This is a genomic window from Deinococcus marmoris DSM 12784 (assembly GCF_000701405.1).
Taxonomy (GTDB): Bacteria; Deinococcota; Deinococci; order Deinococcales; family Deinococcaceae; genus Deinococcus; species Deinococcus marmoris.
Genome location: NZ_JNIV01000027.1, coordinates 22,136 through 40,802 on the forward strand (window position 1 = coordinate 22,136; position 18,667 = coordinate 40,802).

The following is an 18,667-nucleotide window of genomic DNA, read 5'->3' on the forward strand; positions in this document are numbered from 1 at the left end:
AGACGGTCCAGACGCTAGATGACGGTTAAGGGTGCGGGCTGCCGGTGCCGGGGTGTACGCCGGATACGCTGCGTGGCAGTTTGGGGCTTCCCGCACCAGGGAGACGGACTCTGTAGTAAGGCACCGCCAGACACCTAATCTTCATTTGCAGTCTCAGAGACAGGTGCTGGCCGTATAGTTCGGGCATGACGGTCAACCCGGGCAGTCACAGGGAGGACCATGCCAGACACCTACGCCCCGCCTGACCTGCAACTTCTGAGACAGGCCCTCGACGCGAGTGTCCACAGTGTCGTGATCGCTGACGCCCGGCAACCCGATCTGCCTCTTCTTTACGTCAACCCAGCTTTCGAGCGCATGAGCGGCTACCCCGCCGTCCAGATCATCGGACTCAACTGCCGCTTCTTGCAGGGCCAAGATCAGGACCAGGCGGCCAGGCACGAGCTGCGGCACGCCATCAAGGAAGGACGCAGCGCCACCGTCATCCTGCGAAACTACCGCCCGGACGGCACGCTGTTCTTCAATGAACTCACCATCAGTCCCATTCATGACCCGGCAGGGACCGTGACGCACTTCCTGGGCTTTCAGACGGACGTGACCACGCGCGAAGCGGCCTCTGCCCTGATGGCCTCTTTGCAGGGTTTGACGGAACATCTGGCGGCGGCCCGGACCCAGCAGGAGGTCAGCAATCTGCTCCTGCGCGGCGCGCTGGGTGCGCTGAGCGCCGTTTCCGGGGCCGTGCTGCTGGTTCAGGGCGCACAGCTCCATGTCGTGGCCCGCAGCGGTCATGACGACGCCAGCATCTGGCAGGATGGGGACCTGGACAGCCACAGGCCCGGTCCAGATGCGTTGCGTCTGAACACGCCGCTGTTCTTCGAGGCCGGGGGTGAACTGGTGGCCGCCTACCCAGACCTCGAAACCCAGACGGGTGGAGTGGCCGCCGTCGCCACAGCCGTTCTGCCCGTGGTGGAGGGAGGACAGCCGCTGGGCGTGATCGTGTTGAACTTCAAAGAACCACACCACTTCACCCCGGACGAGGAGCATTTCATGGCAACGCTGGCCGGGCAGTGCGCCCTGGCCCTGGACCGTGCCCGGCTTTCCGGCAACCTGGAGCGGCAGGTGCAGGACCGCACCGCCGAACTCCAGGCGTTCGTGGCCTTCACCGAGGTGGCGGACAGCGAGACCAACGTGCTGGCCCTGGCCCAGCGGGCCATGGAAGTTCTGGGCGTGCTGTTTCCGGGGTGCACCAACGGCTACTACACCCTGGAAGACGGGCTATGGAAGCTCAGGGTGCATACCCGGGATCTGGAGGAACATCCGGCCCTGCTGGACGCCCTGCGGGTGGGGCTGCCCGTGGACGCCCCCGCCTTTGCCGGGCCTTTGCAGACGGGTCAGCCCGTCTTCGTGGACGGCTGGGACCCCCGACACGAACGCACCCCCGGCACTGCGGTCTACCAGAGCATTGCCATCTACCCGCTGTCCATCGGGGGCCGTCCCCAGGCGATGTTCGTGCTGGGCTTCAAGGGCACCCTGTTCTGGTCCGGGCATCACCAGGCCGTGTTCCGGGCGGTGGGCCGCAGCCTGGGGCTGGCCCTGGAGCGCACCCAGACCGCCCGGCAACTGCTGGCCCAGCGCGACCAGTTGCAGGCCACCAACGAGGAACTCGAAGCGTTCACGTACAGCGTCTCGCATGATCTGCGGACTCCGGTGCGCCACATCATCAGCTTTGGCGATCTGCTGCGCCGCGAGCTGCCCACGCCGCTGGAGGCCAAAGCCGAGCGGTACTTCGGGATCATTTCCAACGCCGCCACCACGTTGAGCGGACTCATCGACGGCATGCTGGACGTCTCGCGCACCTCGCGTCAGGCGCTCCGGGCCGAGCCGGTGAATCTGGAGCGCCTGTTCACCGAGGCCCGCCAGAAGGTGGCCGTGGACCTGCCGCAGCGCCAGATCGACTGGCAGATCCGTACGCTGCCCACCGTTCTGGGGGACGCGGAGCTGCTGCGCCGGGTGATCACGGCGCTGGTGGACAATGCCGTGAAGTTCACGCGTGGCCGGGACCCGGCGGTGATCGAGGTCTGGGCCAGGGACCAGGGCCACAGTTGGGCCGTGCTGGTGCGCGACAACGGGGTGGGCTTCAACCCGCAGTACAGTGACAAGCTGTTCAGCATGTTCCAGCGCCTGCACCGCGCGGAAGACTTCGAGGGAGCCGCCGTGAGTCTGGCCAACGCGCGGCGGATCGTGACCCGGCACGGGGGAAACATGACGGCAGAGGGGCAGCCCGATCAGGGGGCCACGTTCGGGTTCGTCCTGCCCAAAGCACCGGGCCAGGGCTGAAGTGGGCGCTGATCTCGTTCTCCAACCGTCGCCTCTGAATTGGCACCTGTACTGGGCCACGTCCTCACCTTTCAACCGAAGTCCGCAGAATGTCACCTGTTCCCAGCAATCTGACGGCGCTTTCCTGCGCTTGCGCGTGGGGATCAGCGACACCACTCGTCCTTGACGTCCCAGACAATACGAACTGCCCAGCGTGAATCGACTTGGGGTGGGCGGTTCTCATGTCCTCGCTTCTCGGGCCACCTGTGGGAGAGGACCATTCGCACCGCCAGGGTCCAGCCATTTCAGGCTTTCCCTGCATACCTTCACGTCGCTTTCAACTAGCTTCCGCCCCCGCCCATTTAAGCTCAGGGCATGGTTGCTCTCGACACTCTCGCCCTGACTGGCATTGCGCTCTACCAGCGCTGGCTCTCGCCCCACAAGGGCTTTCGCTGCGCCCACGCGGCCTTTTACGGCGGGGCGTCCTGCTCTGCCACCATCGCCCAGACCATCCGGGCAGAGGGCCTGAGCCTTGCCAACATCACGGCCCGTCTGGCCGCCTGCCGCCAGGCTTACGGGCATCTGCAAGTCACGGGCGGCCCCCGCGTGCGCGGCGTGTGTTGCTGTGGCCCGCTGCCCATTCCGTTCCGCTGCGGCTAGCGCCTGACCTCTGGAGATTTCCATGTCTGATCGGGGGTCTAAAGGAGCCTGGGCTAAAGCGATTCCACAGGATCTGGCCTATCCGCTTGTCCACTCCCCTGTCGGCCAGTGCCAGAGCTTCCCCATGCTGTGGGTTCTCTATGCTGCGCGGCATGCCGAATGCCGTTCCCCACCACGCCGCACCGGACCGCTGGACCGCCCTCACGTGGCTGGCGGGCGCAGTCGTTCTTGCCATGGCACCGTGGTTCTCGGCAGCCGCCGTGCTTCCGCAGCTCCGCGCCGTCTGGACCCTGAGCGAGGGCGACGCCGCTTGGCTGACACTGGCCGTTCAACTGGGCTTCGTGCTGGGCGCGGTTCTTAGCGCGGTCCTGAACCTCGCAGACCGGGTCTCTCCCCGGCATCTCATTGTGGCCGGGGCACTTCTGGCCGCCGCGGCCAATCTGGGCATGTTGCTGGCACAGGGTCCGGGCCAGGCCATTGCCCTGCGCGCCCTGACGGGAGCGGCCCTGGCGCTGGTGTATCCCCCGGCGCTCAAGGCCATGTCCACCTGGTTTCGCACGGGGCGCGGCGTGGCGCTGGGCATCATGGTGGGTGCCCTGACCCTGGCCGCCGCGCTGCCGCATCTGGTCAACGGCCTGGGCGGAGCAAACTGGCAGGCCGTGATCGTTGTCACCAGCCTGCTCGCTGCGCTGGGCGGTTTTATGGCCATGCAGGTCAGGAACGGGCCGCATCAGTATCCGCCTGCGGTGTTGCAGCCCGCCGAGGCCTGGCGCATTCTGACTGGGCGCGCTCTGGGCCTCACCACCCTGGGGTATCTGGGACACATGTGGGAGTTGTATGCCATGTGGGCCTGGTTCGCCGTGTTTTTTACCCGGCTGCTCTCGGAGCGCAACCTGCCTGACCCGGCGCAGGGGGCAGCCTACGCCACCTTCGCCGTGGTCGGCGTGGGGGCACTGGGCTGTTATGTCGGCGGAGTCCTGGGAGACCGCTGGGGCCGGACCCGCCTCACGGCGCTGGCCATGTTCCTGTCCGGCGGCTGCGCCCTGGCCCTGGCCCTGGCTGCCCTGCTGAACGCCCCTCCCGCCGTGGTGCTGGGGCTGAGTCTGCTGTGGGGGTTCTGGATCATTGCCGACTCTGCCCAGTTTTCAACCATCGTGAGCGAAATTGCCGACCCCGCCTATGTGGGCACGGCCCTGACCATGCAGTTGGCGCTGGGTTTTACCCTGACCGCCGGGAGCATCGCGCTCGTTCCTGTGCTGGTCAGCGGAAGTGGGTGGGCGCTCGCCTTCGCGGTGCTGGGGATAGGGCCGCTGATCGGGGCAGTGGCCATGCGCCGACTGGCCCGTCTGCCCGAGGCCGCTCAGATTGCCGGAGGCCGGGGCTGACGCGGATCAGGGGATTCAGAACCGTGAGCGGCACTTGATCACCTGCACAGTCAGGCTGCCGCACTGAAACTCAATCGGGGAAGGGAGAGGTCCAACCTGGACGCCACTGCATAAATCTAGTCCCGGCTGAACCGTATCCCGATCCTGCTGCGCCGGACTTCCGGCCTCTCTTTCCGGTCTGCTGATCATGACTTGCCAGCGCCGCGCTGCCGACATGCACGCCCCCTGCGACGTGGCGGTATCGAGAACCAGCATCCTGCTGGCAAGTGGGTGGGCCGGATAAACGAGGAGGACGGAGGTGCTACAGATCCTGACCTCCAGAGGAGCGCTACAGTCAGTCCCTATGACCCCTGATGCTGAAGGTGGCCGCACGACAACACCGGAAAAATTCGATGGCCGTGTGGCCCTGGTCACCGGGGCCTCGAGTGGGATCGGCAGGGCCACCGCCCGTGCGCTGGCTGCCGGGGGCGCTCAGGTGATCGTCGCCGACGTGGATCTGGACGCGGGAGAAGACACGGCCCGCGCCATCCGTGCCGAAGGAGGAACGGCCCACTTCATCGCCTGCGACGTCGCAGACCCTGAACAGGTCCGCGCCCTGCTGGAGCGGACCGTGGCCACCTGTGGTCACCTGGACATCCTGATCAACAATGCCGGCATTTCGGGAGGCGCACAACGCCTGCACGAGCTGGAGGTCGACGACTGGGACCGCGTGATGGCGGTCAATCTTCGCGGCCCCTTTCTGTGCGCCAAATACGCACTGCCCCATCTGATGGACCGCAGGGGAACCATCGTCAACGTCGCCTCCACCTACGGCCTGATCGGCGCGCCTCAGGCACCCGCCTACTGCGCCTCCAAGGGCGGGGTCATCAATCTCACCCGGCAACTCGCGGTGGACTACGGCCCCAGTGGTGTCCGCGTGAATGCCGTATGCCCAGGCTACGTGGATACCGACATGGGCGGCCAGCGGGGCCGGCTGCCCCCTCAGCAGGCGGCGGCAGCGCTGGAACGGCGGGAGAGCAATGCCGCCCGCCAGCCCCTAGGACGACAGGCCCATGTGGATGAGGTGGCCCGCGTGGTGGTCTTCCTGGCCTCTGGAGCAAGTTCCTTCATGACTGGATCTATCGTGACCGTGGACGGGGGCTGCACCTCCACCTTCAATTACAACTAGTAAATCCGCGCAGGATCAGCCTGCGGCTACCTCAGGATGTATCACTCCTCTGGAGAGAAATGAAAATTTCGCCTAGAACAGCTCTCAAAGAGAGTTTTGGCTACTGCGGCTTAATATCCACAAAGGCCGACATCAGCCACTGCCTGTCGTGGTGGGGGGAGGCGGGGCCGTTCGGGATGGTCCCCTTCCCCTTTAGAGCTTCTTGAAACAACGCCGCCGCGTAGCGAAGCAGACACAAGCCCCACAGCGTCTGTCACAGCATGGAATCCATGACAAGGAGGCCCCATGCCCGATAGACCCACGTCCGAAGATTTCAAGAACGCCCAGACCCTGCCCTATCCCGCCAAACAGTCCGAGATGGACATCCAGCCGCAGACCGATCTGAAAGAGTACAGGGCTGCGGGCAAACTGAAAGGCAAGATCGCCCTCATCACCGGTGCAGACTCCGGGATTGGCCGCGCGGTGGCGCTGGCCTTCACGCTTGAGGGTGCGCTGGTTGCCATCGTCTACAACGAGAACGACGGCGACGCACAGACCACAAAGCAGATGGTGGAGGAACGCGGCGGCCAGTGCCTGGTGATCAAGGCCGACGTGCGCGGCAAGGCCGCCCGCCTGGACGCCGTGCAGCAGACCGTGGACAGATACGGCGGCCTGAACGTGCTGGTCAACAACGCCGCGTATCAGGCGACACAGGAGAGTGTGCTGGACATCAGCGAGGAACAACTGCGGCGCACGCTGGAGACCAACCTGTTCGGCTACGTGTTCATGATCCAGGCCGCGCTGCCGCACCTCAAGGAGGGCGACGCAATCGTCAACTCCGGCTCGATTGTCGGTGAGACGGGTAATCCCATCCTGGTGGACTACACCGCTTCCAAGGCTGGCATCCACGCGCTGACCAAGTCGCTGGCGCTGCAATTCGGTGAGCTGGACAACGGCGTCCGCATCAATGCGGTGCTGCCCGGTCCGGTCTGGACCCCGAATATCCCCGGCACCATGCCGCTGGAAGAAGTCCAGAAGTTCGGTCACGAGGTGGCGTTGGGCCGTCCCGGACAGCCCGAGGAACTGGCCCCCGCCTACGTGTACCTGGCCTGCCAGGACAGCTCCTTCGTGACCGGTTCGCTGCTGCATGTGACTGGCGGGAAGCTCTCCTCATGAGGTGTTCGCTATGAGCAAGGGTTTTCTGGACATCATCAAAAAAGAGCTGGGCGACGGCAATTATCTCGGTGACGAGTTCGGGGGTGCGGGGGGCAGCAGCGGCAAGGGTCTGCCCACCGGACAGGCCAGCAACTTCATGTTCGCCACTGGTATCGAGTGTTCCTACCCCACCATCGAACAGGGCAAGGTGCGGCGCGACGAGCTGGAGGAATGCCACCACTACGAGCGCTGGGAAGAGGACCTGCATCTGGTCAAGGATCTGGGCCTCAAGTATCTGCGGTACGGTCTCCCTTACTACCGCGTTCACCAGGGTCCGGGCAAGTACGACTGGGAATTTGCCGATCAGGTGATGGCCGAGATGAAACGGCTGGAGATCACCCCCATCCTGGATCTGATGCACTTTGGGGTGCCGGACTGGCTGGGCAATTTCCAGAACCCGGAGCTGCCGGTCCATTTTGCCGAGTACGCCGAGGCGGTGGCGCGGCGCTACCCCTGGGTGCGGCACTACACGCCCGTCAACGAAATTTACGTGACGGCCAAGGCCAGCGCGCAGGACGGCCTGTGGAACGAGCAGCTCAAGTCCGAACGCGGCTTCGTGACCGCCCTCAAGCATGGGGTGGCCGCCAACATCCTGGCCTGTCAGTCGATAGCCCGCGTGCGCTCCGACGCCATCATCGTGCAGGCCGAGAGCGCCGAGTACATGCACGACGCCAGCGCGGAACCCCGCTCGGAAATTTCGCTGCAAAACCGGCTGCGGTTTCTCTCGCTGGACCTGAATTACGCGGTGACGCCCGACGCGGACATCCTGCTGTACCTGATGGACAACGGCCTGTCCCGCGAGGAGTACGACTGGTTCATGGCCGGAGAGCCGCCGGGCCACCAGATCATGGGCAGCGATTACTACGGCCACAACGAGAAGATCACCAAGCCCGACGGGGAAGTGATGTTCGGTGAGGACGTCTTCGGCTGGTACCAGATCGTCCAGGGCTACTACGAGCGTTACAAGAAGCCGGTCTTTCACACCGAGACCAACGTCGCGGACCTCGAGCAGGCCCCGATCTGGCTGTGGAAACAGTGGATGAACGTCCTGCGGATGCGCCAGGAAGGCACCCCGGTGGTGGGCTTTACCTGGTACAGCCTGACCGATCAGATCGACTGGGACATCCAACTGGCCGAGAAAAAAGGGACAGTGAACACCAACGGCCTGTACACCCTGGACCGCAAGCCCAATCCAGTGGCCCACGCCTACCGTGACCTGCTGGATAACTACGGGCAGATCACGGTCTCGCCGCACAGCGAACTGTTCGAGATCACCGATCAGGCTGCCCGGCTGAAGATCGAGGTGTAGACCCACCTTCTGTCCTGATTTTTCCGCGACTGGTAGGGATTGACTGCCCAGGGTCCGGCTGCGGGAGCGCCAGTCCAGGACAGGAGAAAATGTGGCGAAGACGTGGAACCAGTGTCGGTGATGCTGGCCTCCACGTTTTTGCTTTGAAGACCCCCGAAATACGGTCAGGACATCCATCAGAACAACATTCTCAAACCGAGCGCAACCAGAGATCCGTGTTCCTGCCAGCCGATATGTTCCAGCCTCATGCGGCGTAACAGACCTTCATACCCTCACCGCTGTTCACGGGAGTCGCCCACCGAAGCCATCCTGGCGGCAAAAGCCTACAGAAAAGTTCACGCCCTCCACAGCCGCGCCACCCCCTCCTGACGCCACTCTGGGCCATGACCTCGCTTCCTGCTTTAGCCCCGCCACCTGCCGGGGCACCCGCCCCCGCCCTTCCTCCTGGGTTCCAGTCCTTTTACTGGGGCGGGTTCGAGTGCAGCACCCAGCGCCGTCCTTCAGGACGACGCATCGACGTGATCGACGCCACCGCGCATGACCGCTTTGCTGGGCAGGACTACGCCCGGCTGGCGGCCAGCGGCCTGCTGACCGCCCGCGACGGCCTGCGCTGGCACCTGATCGAACGGGTGCCGGGCGAGTACGACTTTTCCTCGGCGCTCGCCCAGGTCACGGCGGCGCGGGAGGCGGGGGTGCAGGTGGTCTGGGACCTGTTGCACTACGGTTTTCCAGATTTTGTAGATCTGTTCGCCCCCGACTTTCCAGCCATCTTTGGCCGTTACGCGGCGGCGGCGGCCCGGTTTTTGCGCGAACACACCGAAGGGACGCTGTGGATCTGCCCGGTCAACGAGATCTCGTTCACGGCCTGGGGCGGCGGTGACGTGGGCTACCTGAATCCCTTCGCGCAGGGGCGCGGGCTGACCCTCAAGGCCCAGTTGGTGCGGGCGGCCATGTCGGGCATGGACGCCGCACGCGGGGTTGACCCGGCGGTGCGTTTCCTGCACGCCGAGCCGCTGATCAGCGTCGTTCCCCATCCTGAACGGCCAGAGGAGGCCGAGACCGCCCGGCACAGCCACGCCTCGCAGTTCGAGGCGCTGGACATGCTGCTGGGCCGCACCCTGCCGGAACTGGGCGGCGGCGAGGGGTACGTGGATGTGGTGGGCCTGAATTTTTACCCCTACAACCAGTGGTGGCACCACCCGCAGGCGCATCTGCGGAAGTTTCTGACGCCGGGCGACGCCGATCACCGGCCCCTGCGCGCGCTGCTGGCCGAGGTCCATGCCCGCTACGCCCGCCCGCTGGTCATTGCCGAAACTGGGGCCGAGGACGGCGAGCGTGCGCCGTGGTTCGCAGGGGTGGCGCGCGAGGTGGAGGCGGCGCGGGCGGGTGGCGTCCCCATCCACGGCGTCTGCCTGTACCCGGTGGTCAACCATCCCGGCTGGGACGATGACCGCCACTGCCACAACGGGCTGTGGGATTACCCCGACGCCCTGGGAGGCCGCGCGGCCCACGGCCCGCTGGTCGACGCCCTGAACCACGCCCAGGAGCAGCACGAACGGCCTGCCGCCGAACACATCGACGTGCTGCCCCCCGAACCCGCCACACTCAGCGCCGTGCTGGAACGCCTGGCCCACGCGGCCTCTGCCATTGCTGCCGAGGCCGCCGCGCGCGACGCAGACGGGGCCTTTCCTGCCGCCTCGTTCGCGGCGCTGCGAGAGGCCGGATTGCTGGTAGCAACGCTGCCTACAGCCAGTGGAGGTCTGGGGTTGTCCGGCGCGCGGCTGCTGGCCGTGTTGCGCCGGGTGGGCCGGGCCAGTCTGCCGGTGGGCCGGATCTACGAGGGCCATGTCAATGCCCTGCACCTGATTCAGACCCACGGTTCTCAGGAGCAGCGCGAACGCACGGAGGCCGATGCCCGGCGCGGCGAGCTGTTCGGCGTCTGGAACACCGAGGATGGGCCGGGTCTGCGACTGGAGCGGGATGAGGCGGGCGTGGGCTGGACACTTGTCGGCGGCAAGACCTTTACCTCCGGCGCGGACTTCGTGACCCGCCCGCTGCTGCCCGCCGAATTGCCGCAGGGCGGGGGCCGGGTGCTGGCGCTGCTGCCCCACGCCGCGCCGCCCGAACGTTTTGACCCGGCCTTCTGGCAGCCGCTGGGGATGCGGCCCACCGTCAGTTTCCGCGTGGACCTGACGGGCCTGAATCTCGGCGCAGACGACGTGATCGGACAACCGGGCGACTATTACCGCCAGCCGGAGTTCGGCGGCGGTGCGCTACAGTTTCTGGCCGTGCAACTGGGCGGTGCAGACGCCGTGCTGGAGGCCGGGCGGGATGTACTGCGTCAACTGGAACGGACCGGCGACGACCTCCAGCGCCTGCGTTTTGGAGCGGTGGCGGCCCGGCTGGAAGCGGCGTGGCAGACGGTCCTGCGCGGCGCAGCACATCTGGAGGGAGCGCATTTGAACAGAGTGCATCTGGAGAGAGCGGGGGCGGATGATCTGCCGCGCGTTCTGGCCTACGTCGCCCTGGCCCGCGAGGTCACCGAGGACGCCTGTCTGCTGACCTGCGAGGCTGTGGAACGCGCGGTGGGTGCGCGCGGCCTGCTCGCCCCACACCCCGCCGAGCGGCTGCTGCGCGACCTGCGGATGTACCTGCGCCAGCCTGCCCCCGACGCCGCCCGCCTGCATCTGGGCCGCGCCGTGCTGGACGCCCGTGAACTGGCCGACGACGCCTACAGCCCGTGGGGAGACGAGGGGCTGTGACGCTGGACGCTGTAACAGTGGATTCTGTGACGCTGAATCCTGTCCCCCTGGACCCCCGGACCCTGCCCGGCCCGGTCTGGATCGTCTCGCCGCACCCGGACGACGAGGCGTTGGGGTGCGCCGCCCTGATCGCCGCCCTGACCGATCTGGACCGCGAGGTCCACGCCCTGCTGGTCACGGACGGTGGATTTTCCCATCCCAACTCACCCAGCTTTCCACGCGCCCGACTGGCCCAGTCCCGGCTGTCCGAGTGGCGCGCGGGGCTGGCGGCGCTGGGCGTGCCAGAAACCCGCACCCACGCCCTGGGTCTGCCAGACGGCGCGCTGGACAGAGTGGACCCTGCTGACATGGGACGCGAGGTAGGCAGAATTTTTGCTGCTGCCCCTCCCGCCACGCTGCTGCTGCCGTGGCGGCGCGACCCGCACCCCGATCACCGCGCCGCGTGGGGACCGGTCTGGGGGGCGGCCCCACCCGCTACCCGGCGACTGGAATACGCGGTGTGGCTGCCCGAGCGCGGGGACGCCAATGCCTGGCCCACCGCTCAGGAAGCGCGCGTGTGGAGCCTCGCGGTGGGGGCCGCGCGGTCCCGCAAGGCGCAGGCCATCGCCGCGCACGCCACCCAGTTGGGGGGCATTTCCGATGATCCGCACGGTTTTACCCTGGCCCCGGAGATGGTGGAGCGGGCGCTGAACGGCCCGGAACTGTTTTTCGAGGCGTTCGTTCAAGCCGTCCCAGCCGCACAGGAGGCCACCACCACATGACCCTGCCGGAAGACTATTTCGAGGACGTGTACCGCGCCCGCGAGGACCCCTGGGATTTTGCCAGCAGCCCCTACGAGGCCGCCAAGTACGCCCGCACGCTATCTGCGCTGCCCCATGAGCGCTATGCGCGGGCGCTGGAGGTGGGCTGCTCCATCGGCGTGCTGAGCGGTCTGCTGGCAGGGCGGGCCGGGGAACTGTGGGCCGTGGACCTGAACGAGCAGGCGCTGACCCGGGCACGGGCGCGCAACGCCGCCCACTCCAACATCATTTTCGAGCGCCGCCGCCTTCCCACGGACCTGCCGGACGGTCCCTTTGACCTGATCGTGTTGTCAGAGGTGCTGTATTACCTCTCGCCGGAAAACCTGGAAACGGCACTGGACGGGGTATTGGCGCGGCTCAGTGCGTGCGGAACCCTGCTGCTGGTCCACTGGACGCCACAGGTCCACGACTACCCGCAGACCGGCGACGCGGTGCATGCCGCCACACTGGCGCGCGTGGGCCACGGCCTGCACCACCTGCACGCCGAGCGCCACGGGGACGGGCAGCAGGGCTACCGACTGGACGTATTCACCCGCGACGGCATGTAAATGGCGGGCGCGGCAGTCTGATTCAGCAGGCCGCGCACCTCGGCTAGCGCCTGCCCCACGGGGACGGATGGGTACTGGGCACCCCAGTCCCCCGCTTCCCGCGCGGCGTGGGCCGCCTCCAGGGCCTGGCCCAGCGTGGGCGCGTGCAGGGCTGCCTTAAGCGGCCCAGCCTCAGACCGCCACAGGTGAGGGAGCTGGGGGTGCCAGCCGCCCGGATACGCCGCCCGCAGCGCCGCTTCCGCGCGGGCCAGTGCCGCGATTTCTGCGCCGCCGGGAACGCGCCAGACTTGCGGCCCACACCGCCATTCGGCCAGTTGCGTGGACAGGCCCACCGCCACCCGGCCCGACAGGCGGGCGCTGGTGTACACGCGGGCGTCGGGGGTATGACGCAGCGTCAGGTCCGCGCGGCGCAGCTCACGCACCAGCGCGAGGTCTTCCAGGCACAGCACCTGCGGCACCCCGCCCACGGCGCGGTAGGCGCGCACGCTCAGGGCCAGATTCGCGCCGAAGTGCTGCCAGTGGCGGGGCCAGGGATCGGCGGGGTCCGGGTTCAGGCGGGCACCCAATTGACAGGCGGCCAGCCGGTACAGGTCGTCGAGCTGATGGGTGCGGCGGACCTCCTCCTCCAGGGCGGCCCCGTCCCCACCTAACAGAATCCGCCCAGCGGCGGCGTCGGCCCCGGCCAGCAGGGGCTGAAGCAGCGCCCACAACCAGTCCGGCGCGGCGCGGGTGTCGGCGTCGGTGCTGACGATCACGCCGCCGTCCCCGGCCAGTTCGGCGGCGCGGTCCAGGGCGCGGCGGCGTGCGCCGACGACATTGGCCTCGCCGGGGGGCAGGAACACTTCTTCTATTCGCAGCTTCAGCCCCTGCGGCGCGGCCTGTTTGGCGCGGACCGCTGTTCCCCCGCCGCAGTTGTTGACCAGCAACAGCACGCCGAAATTCTGGAAAGGCTGCCCAGTTCCGTTCATCTGTGCGCCCAGCGCCCGCAACGTCGCGCCGATCCCTTCCGCCTCGTCGCGCGCTGGAATCGCGACGACAACAGGCGGCAGTTCAGAGCCGGAGGCGGCAGGCCAGAAGGGATGACTGGGCGACGTCATGGGTGGCGGCAGCCTAGCGCCCGACCGCACTCATTTTGCATTTAGCCCAGACCATGAAATTCTTTAGCTGAAGTCCATCTGGGACGCAATCCATGTGCATGTTACGTTTGCATTTCGGAACCCCCTCCTATAGTCCAGACGATCACCGCCGGGGGGCCGCCACGAAGCTGGAACAGGGCTGGCCGCTCACCGGGCCGTGGGTTTTTGTCATCTGCCGCCGCCTCGCGCATCCTGGGAGGGAAGCTCAACGTGCCACACCACCACCAGTCCATCCGACCCACCCTGGCCGCCCGGCCTGCCCTGATCGTGCTGGCGCATCTGCGCTGGGATTTCGTGTTTCAACGCCCCCAGCACCTGATGACCCGCGCCGCCCGCAGCCGCGCCGTGTATTACTTCGAGGAGCCGGTCTTCGGGGAGGCGTTCTTTGGGGAGCCGGGCGACCACCTGAAAACCAGACAGGAGGGCGGCGTCACCGTCTGCACGCCCCACATCCAGAGCGGCTTTTCCGCCGCCGAGTCCCAGGCCCGCACGGCGCGGCTGCTGGGCGAACTGGTGGAAGACGAGGGCCTGCTGGACTATGACCTGTGGGTCTACACCCCGATGGAACTGCCCGTCACGGTGGGGTTGAACCCGCGTGTCACGGTCTACGACTGCATGGACGAGCTGGCCAATTTCAGGGGCGCGCCCCCTGAGCTGCGCGTGCGTGAGGCGCAGCTTTTTGACCGTGCCGGAGTGGTGTTCACGGGCGGTCAGCGGCTGTACGAGGCCAAGTCCGAGCGCCATCCCAACGTACATGCTTTTGCTTCCAGCGTGGATGTCGGGCATTTCGCTCAGGCCCGCGAAGGGTTGCAGGACCCGGCGGATCAGGCCGCATTGCCGCGCCCCCGCCTGGGCTTTTACGGCGTGATCGACGAGCGTTTCGACACGGCCCTGATCGCTGAAGTGGCCCGGCGTCAGCCGGAGTGGCAGTTCGTGCTGATCGGGCCGGTGGTCAAGATCGATCCCGCTGAGCTGCCGCGCGCCGCCAATATCCATTACCTGGGCATGAAGGGCTACGCCGAGTTGCCCGCCTACCTGGCCCACTGGGACGTGGCCCTGCTGCCGTTTGCGCGCAACGCCGCCACCGAGTTCATCAGCCCCACCAAGACGCCGGAATACCTGGCGGCGGGCGTCGGCGTGGTCTCCACCGGCATCCGCGACGTGGTCCGCCCTTACGGCGATCTGGAACTGGCGCGCATCGCCAACACTCCAGATGCCTTCGAGGCGGCCTGCAAGGCGGTGCTGGATGAGGCAGGGACACAGGCCGCGCGGCAGCGTCAGGAACGCGCAGACCAGTACCTCAGCGCGCTGTCCTGGGACCGCACCTGGGCGCAAATGGCCGAACTGATCGAGGACGCCGCCCCCACCACCCGCCTCCCTGCGCTGGCGTCCCACGCGCTGCTGACGGGTTCCGATGACTGAAATTCCTGAACTCAGCGGCGCGGCCCCAGCCGGTTTTGACTACCTGATCGTGGGCGCAGGCTTCGCAGGCAGTGTGCTGGCCGAACGGCTGGCGAGCGCAGGCCAGCGGGTGCTGATCGTGGACCGCCGCCCCCACATCGGCGGCAACGCCTATGACCGCTATGACGACGCGGGCGTCCTGATCCACCCCTACGGCCCCCATATCTTCCACACCAACAGCGCCGAGGTCTTCGCCTACCTGTCGCGCTTTACCGAGTGGCGGCCCTACCAGCACCGGGTGCTGGCCAGCGTGGACGGGCAGGAATTGCCCATTCCTATCAATCTGGATACGGTCAACCGCCTGTACGGCCTGAACCTGACCGCCTTTCAGGTGGAGGAATTCTTCGCCTCGGTGGCCGAGCCAGTGGAGCAGGTCCGCACCAGCGAGGACGTGGTGGTGGGCAAGGTAGGGCGCGACCTTTACAACAAGTTCTTCCGGGGCTACACCCGCAAGCAGTGGGGTCTGGACCCCAGCGAACTGGACGCCAGCGTGACGGCCCGCGTGCCCACCCGCACCAACCGGGATGACCGCTACTTCGCCGACACCTATCAGGCCATGCCGCTGCACGGCTACACCCGCATGTTCGAGGCGATGCTGCACAGACCCAACATCAAGATCATGCTGAACACCGACTACCGCGAAATTCTGGGCCTGATTCCACACGGCCACCTGATCTATACCGGCCCGGTGGACGCTTTCTTTGATCATCAATATGGCAAGTTGCCCTACCGCAGTCTGGAATTCCGGCACGAGACGCACGACAGACCGCAGTTCCAGGCTGTGGGCACGGTCAACTATCCCAACGATTACGCCTACACCCGCATCAGCGAATTCAAGTACATCACGGGGCAGCGCCATGAGCGCACCAGCGTGGTCTACGAGTATCCGCAGGCAGAGGGCGATCCCTACTACCCGGTCCCGCGCCCCGAGAATGCCGAGCTGTACAGGAAATATGAGGCACTGGCCCGGGCGCAGCGGAACGTGACCTTCGTGGGCCGCCTCGCCACCTACAAGTACTACAACATGGATCAGGTGGTGGCGCAGGCCCTGGCCACTTTCAAACGGTTGCGGGAAAAGCAGACGGCTGATCTGGCCCAGGTCTGATCAGCAGGCAAAGCCGCGTACTCCCCACATCTTCTCGGCCACACCGCTGCCTGAAATGCCTTCTGATCCTGACCGCGCCGCTGCTGATTCCCCTGGGTCTGGCGGCGCGTAACTCCAGTACGTTCTCTGGTGACTGAGGTTGGATTTCCAGGAAATCAATCCGTCTCTGGTCCAGCGTCGCCGAGCGCCTGTGCCAGGTAGGGAGCGGTGCGGCTGTCCTGTGCCCGCGCCACCTCGCGGGGCGGACCCTGCGCGACGATCAGGCCGCCCTCGTCCCCCGCGCCGGGTCCGACGTCAATGACCCAGTCGCTCCCCACCACCAGTTGCATGTCGTGTTCCACCGTGATCACGCTGTGCCCGGCATCGACCAGACGGTCAAGCTGGCGGGCCAGCCGCTCCACATCGGCGGGGTGCAGGCCGGTGGTGGGTTCGTCCAGGATGTATAGCGTCTGCCCCCGTCCGGCGCGCTGCAATTCGGTGGCCAGCTTGATGCGCTGGGCCTCGCCGCCCGAGAGTTCGGTGGCGGGTTGCCCCAGCCGCAGGTAACCCAGCCCCACCTCTCGCAGAGTGTCCAGGCTGCGGAACACCGCCGCGTCGCCCCTGAAGAAGTCCCAGGCGGTATCCACCGTCATGTCCAGTACCCCGGCGATGTTGCGGCCCTGGTAATGGACATCCAGGGTCTCAGCGTTGTACCGCGCGCCGTGGCAGACCGGGCACGGCGCGTACACGCTGGGCAGGAACAGCAGTTCCACCATCACCCAGCCCTCGCCCTGGCAGTGTTCGCAGCGCCCGCCCCTGACGTTGAAGGAAAAGCGTCCAGCGCTGTAGCCGCGCTCTTTGGCCAGCGGGGTGGCGGCAAACAGCTTGCGGACGTGATCGAACAGGCCGGTGTAGGTGGCCATGTTGCTTCTGGGCGTGCGCCCGATGGGCTTCTGGTTGACCTGCACCAGCCGTGAGAGCGAGGCCACGTCGCCTCCCAGATGCGCGGTGGTGGCAGGTGGCGGGCTATCCCCGAAGTCTTCCTCGTCCAGTGACCCGTCGGCCTGCTCCACGTTTCCGTGACCCAGATGGGCCGCCAGCGACTCGGCCAGCACCCCACTGACCAGGGTGGACTTGCCCGAACCGGAAACGCCGGTCACGCAGGTCAGCACGCCCAGCGGAAACCGGACCCGCAGGTCACTGAGGTTGTGGCGCGTCACGCTGCCCAGTTCCAGCCAGCCGCTGGGCGTGCGCGGCTGATGTCGTCCCTGGGGAGCCGTCCTAAACAGGTATTCGGCAGTTTTAGACTCCCTGACATCCCGTAAGCCCTCCGGCGATCCGCTGTAGAGGACCCTGCCGCCCCCCTCCCCGGCTCCCGGACCCACGTCCACCAGCCAGTCGGCACGGCGCACCACGTCCAGATCGTGTTCCACCACGAACAGCGAGTTGCCCGCTGCCTTCAGGTTGTCCAGGGCCGAGAGCAGCGCTTCAGTGTCGGCGGGGTGCAGCCCGGCAGAAGGCTCGTCCAGCACGTACACCACGCCGAACAGGTTGGAATAGAGCTGGGTGGCCAGCCGCAGCCGCTGCAACTCGCCGGGCGAGAGCGTGGGCGTCGAGCGCTCCAGTTGCAGGTAACCCAGTCCCAGGTCCAGCAGCACGTCCAGGCGGGCCACCAGGTCTTCGGTCAGGCGCTGCCGGGCCAGGGCCTGCGCGGGCTGATGCTGGGCGAACTGGTCCTGGCCGAGTTGCGCGTCCTCCTGCCCGGCGGCGTAGGGACGCAACAACGCGGCAACCTGTTTAAGGGGCAGCCGCGAGAATTCCGTGATGTCGTGGCCCGCGAAGCCCACCGACAGGGCTTCCGGGCGCAGCCGTTTGCCGTGGCAGACCGGACACTCGGCGGCGATCATGTATCCCTGCACCCGCCGTTTCATCGCCGCGCTCTCGGTGCTGGCGAAGGTGTGCATGACATGCCGCCGGGCGCTGCTGAAGGTGCCCATGTAGCCGGGTTCGAGTTTGCGCTTGACCGCTTTTCTGGTTTCTTCGGGACTCAGGCCCGGATACACCGGCACCACCGGCTGCTCATCCGTGAACAGAATCCACTGGCGCGTCTGGGGCGGCAACTCACGCCACGGCACGTCCACGTCGGTCCCCAGCGACACCAGAATGTCGCGCTGGTTCTGTCCGCCCCAGGCCGTGGGCCACGCGGCGACGGCCCTTTCGCGGATGGTCAGCGACGGATCGGGCACCATCGAGGCTTCCGTGACCTCGTACACCCGGCCCTGACCGTGACAGTTCGGACAGGCCCCCTCAGGGGTGTTGGGCGAGAAGCCCTCGGCGTAGACGATGCCCTGCCCCGGCGGGTACGTTCCGGCGCGCGAGTACAGCATCCGCACCAGATTGGACAGGGTGGTGACGCTGCCCACCGAGGAGCGGGCGGTGGGTGCGCCGCGCCCCTGTTGCAGGGCCACCGCCGGGGGCAGGCCCGTGATCGAGTCCACGTCGGGCGCGCCCACCTGATGAAACAGGCGGCGGGCGTACGGCGAGACGGATTCGAGGTAGCGCCGCTGCGCCTCGGCATACAGCGTCCCGAAAGCCAGCGAGGACTTGCCCGAGCCGGATACCCCGGTGAACACGACCAGCGCGTCACGCGGCACCCGCAGCGAGAGGTCTTTGAGGTTGTGTTCCCGCGCGCCGCGCACCTGCACGAAGCCGGAAAATTCAGGAGAATCTGGCATGGCCCATGCAGTATGGGTGGGCTGCCCACGCACGTGGGCGAGTCGCAACGATCACTGAAGCTTTTTCCCCGCCTCGCTCAGTCTCCCGCCGGGAGCGGTGGTTTCAGCAGGC

At 66.7% G+C, this 18,667-nt stretch carries 13 protein-coding genes; 11 read left to right on the forward strand and 2 right to left on the reverse strand.

The genetic code is table 11. From position 1 onward, the window contains the following. Positions 1–219 precede the first annotated feature (219 nt). The 9 genes from Q319_RS25450 (at position 220) to Q319_RS0108405 (ending at position 12,139) form a co-directional block, all read left to right on the forward strand. On the forward strand, positions 220–2,334 hold the full coding sequence (locus tag Q319_RS25450; RefSeq protein ID WP_029481818.1) for an ATP-binding protein: 2,115 nt from the start codon (positions 220–222) through the stop codon (positions 2,332–2,334). A gap of 354 nt (positions 2,335–2,688) precedes the next feature. Next, the gene (gene yidD, locus Q319_RS0108370; protein ID WP_029481820.1) at positions 2,689–2,973 is read left to right on the forward strand and encodes a membrane protein insertion efficiency factor YidD; all 285 of its coding nucleotides are present in this window, start codon (positions 2,689–2,691) and stop codon (positions 2,971–2,973) included. A gap of 152 nt (positions 2,974–3,125) precedes the next feature. After that, positions 3,126–4,358 (forward strand): MFS transporter, encoded by a 1,233-nt coding sequence (locus Q319_RS0108375; RefSeq protein ID WP_034414336.1) that lies wholly within the window; start codon positions 3,126–3,128, stop codon positions 4,356–4,358. A 343-nt stretch (positions 4,359–4,701) separates the two neighbouring features. Further along, positions 4,702–5,526: an SDR family NAD(P)-dependent oxidoreductase gene (locus Q319_RS0108380; protein WP_051655213.1), complete on the forward strand. Its 825-nt coding sequence runs from the start codon at positions 4,702–4,704 to the stop codon at positions 5,524–5,526. 285 nt (positions 5,527–5,811) lie between these two features. Next, positions 5,812–6,681 (forward strand): SDR family oxidoreductase, encoded by an 870-nt coding sequence (locus Q319_RS0108385; protein WP_029481824.1) that lies wholly within the window; start codon positions 5,812–5,814, stop codon positions 6,679–6,681. Positions 6,682–6,691: 10 nt separating this feature from the next. Continuing rightward, positions 6,692–8,029, forward strand: a complete 1,338-nt coding sequence (locus tag Q319_RS0108390; protein ID WP_029481826.1) for a family 1 glycosylhydrolase — start codon at positions 6,692–6,694, stop codon at positions 8,027–8,029. 383 nt (positions 8,030–8,412) lie between these two features. Beyond that, positions 8,413–10,791: an acyl-CoA dehydrogenase family protein gene (locus tag Q319_RS0108395; protein ID WP_029481827.1), complete on the forward strand. Its 2,379-nt coding sequence runs from the start codon at positions 8,413–8,415 to the stop codon at positions 10,789–10,791. A gap of 26 nt (positions 10,792–10,817) precedes the next feature. Next, positions 10,818–11,552 carry a PIG-L deacetylase family protein gene (locus Q319_RS0108400; protein ID WP_051655215.1) on the forward strand — a complete coding sequence of 245 codons (735 nt, stop codon included), beginning with the start codon at positions 10,818–10,820 and terminating at the stop codon, positions 11,550–11,552. Beyond that, positions 11,549–12,139, forward strand: a complete 591-nt coding sequence (locus Q319_RS0108405) for a class I SAM-dependent DNA methyltransferase (protein ID WP_029481829.1) — start codon at positions 11,549–11,551, stop codon at positions 12,137–12,139. Before Q319_RS0108400 ends, Q319_RS0108405 begins: the two co-directional genes overlap by 4 nt. Here Q319_RS0108405 and Q319_RS0108410 read toward each other — a convergent pair. After that, positions 12,103–13,236 carry a glycosyltransferase family 2 protein gene (locus Q319_RS0108410; RefSeq protein WP_081845949.1) on the reverse strand — a complete coding sequence of 378 codons (1,134 nt, stop codon included), beginning with the start codon at positions 13,234–13,236 and terminating at the stop codon, positions 12,103–12,105. The two genes, Q319_RS0108405 and Q319_RS0108410, sit on opposite strands and share 37 nt — an antisense overlap. A 204-nt stretch (positions 13,237–13,440) precedes the next feature. On the opposite strand from Q319_RS0108410, the gene Q319_RS0108415 reads away from it, so the two are divergent. Both Q319_RS0108415 and glf read left to right on the forward strand, forming a co-directional pair. After that, the gene (locus tag Q319_RS0108415; protein WP_415813848.1) at positions 13,441–14,697 is read left to right on the forward strand and encodes a glycosyltransferase family 1 protein; all 1,257 of its coding nucleotides are present in this window, start codon (positions 13,441–13,443) and stop codon (positions 14,695–14,697) included. Continuing rightward, complete coding sequence (glf, locus tag Q319_RS0108420) at positions 14,690–15,841, forward strand: UDP-galactopyranose mutase (protein ID WP_029481833.1); 1,152 nt, start codon at positions 14,690–14,692, stop codon at positions 15,839–15,841. Before Q319_RS0108415 ends, glf begins: the two co-directional genes overlap by 8 nt. Positions 15,842–15,996: 155 nt before the next feature. On the opposite strand, the gene Q319_RS0108425 is transcribed toward glf, so the two are convergent. After that, on the reverse strand, positions 15,997–18,555 hold the full coding sequence (locus Q319_RS0108425) for an excinuclease ABC subunit UvrA (protein ID WP_034414313.1): 2,559 nt from the start codon (positions 18,553–18,555) through the stop codon (positions 15,997–15,999). Between the last annotated feature and the right edge of the window lie 112 nt (positions 18,556–18,667).

Excerpts from the sequence above, each read along its gene's own strand:
- Q319_RS0108410 (WP_081845949.1), bottom strand. The coding sequence starts at position 13,236 with ATGACGTCGCCCAGTCATCCCTTCTGGCCTGCCGCCTCCGGCTCTGAA.
- Q319_RS0108395 (WP_029481827.1), top strand. The coding sequence starts at position 8,413 with ATGACCTCGCTTCCTGCTTTAGCCCCGCCACCTGCCGGGGCACCCGCC.
- glf (WP_029481833.1), top strand. The coding sequence starts at position 14,690 with ATGACTGAAATTCCTGAACTCAGCGGCGCGGCCCCAGCCGGTTTTGAC.
- Q319_RS0108405 (WP_029481829.1), top strand. The coding sequence starts at position 11,549 with ATGACCCTGCCGGAAGACTATTTCGAGGACGTGTACCGCGCCCGCGAG.
- Q319_RS0108390 (WP_029481826.1), top strand. The coding sequence starts at position 6,692 with ATGAGCAAGGGTTTTCTGGACATCATCAAAAAAGAGCTGGGCGACGGC.
- Q319_RS25450 (WP_029481818.1), top strand. The coding sequence starts at position 220 with ATGCCAGACACCTACGCCCCGCCTGACCTGCAACTTCTGAGACAGGCC.
- Q319_RS0108380 (WP_051655213.1), top strand. The coding sequence starts at position 4,702 with ATGACCCCTGATGCTGAAGGTGGCCGCACGACAACACCGGAAAAATTC.
- Q319_RS0108375 (WP_034414336.1), top strand. The coding sequence starts at position 3,126 with ATGCCGAATGCCGTTCCCCACCACGCCGCACCGGACCGCTGGACCGCC.
- Q319_RS0108385 (WP_029481824.1), top strand. The coding sequence starts at position 5,812 with ATGCCCGATAGACCCACGTCCGAAGATTTCAAGAACGCCCAGACCCTG.
- yidD (WP_029481820.1), top strand. The coding sequence starts at position 2,689 with ATGGTTGCTCTCGACACTCTCGCCCTGACTGGCATTGCGCTCTACCAG.
- Q319_RS0108425 (WP_034414313.1), bottom strand. The coding sequence starts at position 18,555 with ATGCCAGATTCTCCTGAATTTTCCGGCTTCGTGCAGGTGCGCGGCGCG.